General features: G+C 31.7%; 3 protein-coding genes. 2 read left to right on the top strand and 1 reads right to left on the bottom strand.

Features of this window, described 5'->3' with window-relative positions:
- A partial coding sequence (locus VK998_RS12130) for a DMT family transporter (RefSeq protein ID WP_325228712.1) occupies positions 1-678 on the bottom strand: 678 nt, incomplete at its 3' end.
- A 188-nt stretch (positions 679-866) separates the two neighbouring features.
- Between VK998_RS12130 and VK998_RS12125 the strand changes: the two genes are divergently transcribed.
- Entirely contained in the window at positions 867-1,994 is a 1,128-nt protein-coding gene (locus VK998_RS12125) for a DUF3798 domain-containing protein (RefSeq protein ID WP_325228709.1), read from the top strand.
- A gap of 54 nt (positions 1,995-2,048) precedes the next feature.
- Positions 2,049-2,544, top strand: a 496-nt coding sequence (locus tag VK998_RS12120; RefSeq protein WP_325228706.1) for an ATP-binding cassette domain-containing protein, incomplete at its 3' end; no start/stop codon positions are given.

The following is a 2,544-nucleotide window of genomic DNA, read 5'->3' as shown; positions in this document are numbered from 1 at the left end:
ACTTAAACTAAAATTAATACTATTCCCCCTTAATCCTATTTTTCCAACTAATAATAGCAATAAAGAACCTGTGAACATTTGACCTCCAGAACTTGCAAAAGGACTCATATCCCTCGGCATAGTTTTTACATAAATAGTAGCTATTGCACTTAATAAGGATGAGATTATTAAAAATCCTTCTCCTGTCAACTTAAAACTTAAATCAAAGTTTTTCCCTAAATTTACAAATACCACCCCTCCAAATCCAAGTAAAAGACTTATTATTCTCTTAAAATCCAATCTATCCTCTTGGTAGATGAAATGAGCCATGACTACCACAAAAAATGTGCTCCCCGATTGAAGTATAGCACTTTTTATTCCTGTTGTATTAGCTACTCCAATATAAAAGAAAAAATATTGTAACGATGTTTGAAGTAATCCTAAAATTATTATAGGTTTTATAAAATATCTATTAATTTGTACTTTCTTTTTAAATATAATCCTATGGATTAAAAACACCATCAAAGAGGCAATAAAAAATCTTAATCCTGCAAAATAAATTTTACCAAAAATATCGGAAGTTTCTATTTCGAATAGTTCATAACCTATTTTGACTACTGGAAATGCACTCCCCCATAATGCCATACATATTAAAGAAATAATCAATATATTGAGTTTTTTAGTAAAAAATTTTTCCATTTGTTCTCCTTTCTATGTCCTATAATTCTGTCCAATAACCAATTACCCATTTTATCAAATTTTAATAATCTATTTATTAAAGCATAACAGAATATTTTAAATTGTATAAGCATATTATTAATAAACGATTACTTTAAAATATCATTATGTCCAAAGGATTAGGTTAATAGTAAAAAGGAGGGAAAATCTTGAAAAAAAGAATTTTTGTATTTCTATTAATCGGCTTGTTAATCTTAAGTATTTCTGGTTGCGGTAAAGAAGATGTAACAACGGGAGGTGAAGATTTAGGGTTTAAGATTGGACTAGTTACCGGTACTGTATCTCAAGGAGAAGAGGAATTTCGTGCTGGAGAAAATTTAGTTGCCAAATATGGCAAAGATGTTATTAAGCATATAACTTATCCAGACAAATTTTCTCAAGAACAAGAAACTACTATAGCTCAAATCGTCAGCCTATCCACAGATGAAGATGTAAAAGCTATAGTTATATGTCAAGCAGTTCCAGGTACTGCTCCTGCAATTGACAAAATTAGAGAAACCAGAGATGATATCTTGTTTATTGCTGGAGAGCCTCATGAAGATCCTGATACTATAGCATCTCGTGCAGATATTATTTTAAGTCCTGATCAACTAAAGCGTGGTAGTTTCATAATTAACACTGCCCATGAAATGGGTGCCAAAACTTTCGTACATTACTCTTTCCCAAGGCATATGTCAATGGAACTATTGTCACAAAGACGAGATATAATGAAAAACGCCTGTGATGAACTAGGAATTGAATTTGTAGAAATAGATGCACCAGATCCAACTGGAGATGCTGGAATTCCAGGAACACAACAATTCATATTAGAAGATGTTCCACGACAAGTAGAAGAATATGGAAAAGATACTGCTTTCTTTGGTACTAACTGTGCTATGCAAGAACCTTTAATAAAGTCAGTATTAGATCAAGGAGCCATATACCCAGAACAATGTTGCCCAAGTCCATATCATGCATACCCTGGTGCACTAGGTCTTGAAATCCCTGAAGACAAAGCTGGAGATATAGATTATATGATAGAACAAATCAAAGAAAAAATTGCTGAAAAAAATGGTACTGGAAGATTCGGTACTTGGAAATACCCTGCAAACATGACTTGGATTGAAGCAGGTGTTGAATATGCAATAAGATATGGTAAAGGAGAAATAGAAAAATTTGACAAAGACGCCATGTTATCTGCCCTTCAAAATATTGCTGGAGATACTGTAGAAATGGAAGCTATCGATAAAGATAAAGAAAACTTCTTTATGATTATTATGGATTCACAAATCTTTTAAGTTGAGAGGTCGTTTAAACGACCTCCTTCTTGAATAAGGAGGGAATTGAATTATATGGATTTACTTCAAATGAATAATATTACAAAATTATATGGCGAAAATCGGGTTCTAAATAATGTTTCATTGTCCATTAAAGAAGGTGAAATCCATGGTCTTGTAGGAGAAAATGGAGCAGGAAAATCTACTTTAATGAATATATTGTTTGGAATGCCTGTTATTCATTCTACAGGAGGATTTGACGGTGAAATACTAATTAATGAACAACCTTTTCTTCCAAAATCTCCTGAAGATGCTATGAATAATGGGATTGGTATGGTCCACCAAGAATTTATGCTTATACCTGGATTTACTATTACAGAAAATATTAAACTTAATAGAGAAAATACTAAAAAAACTTTATTGAGTAAAATTTTTGGTAAAAAATTAGAAAAAGTGGATTATAACAGTATGAAAAAAGATGCTAGAATCGCTTTAGATAAACTCCACATGAATATTGATGAATACTTAACAGTAGCAGGATTACCAGTTGGCCATATGGAATTTATTGAAA

Source organism: Schnuerera sp. (genome assembly GCF_035459645.1).
Classification (GTDB): Bacteria; Bacillota; Clostridia; order Tissierellales; family Tepidimicrobiaceae; genus Schnuerera.
This window is presented reverse-complemented; position numbering and strand designations above follow the sequence as displayed.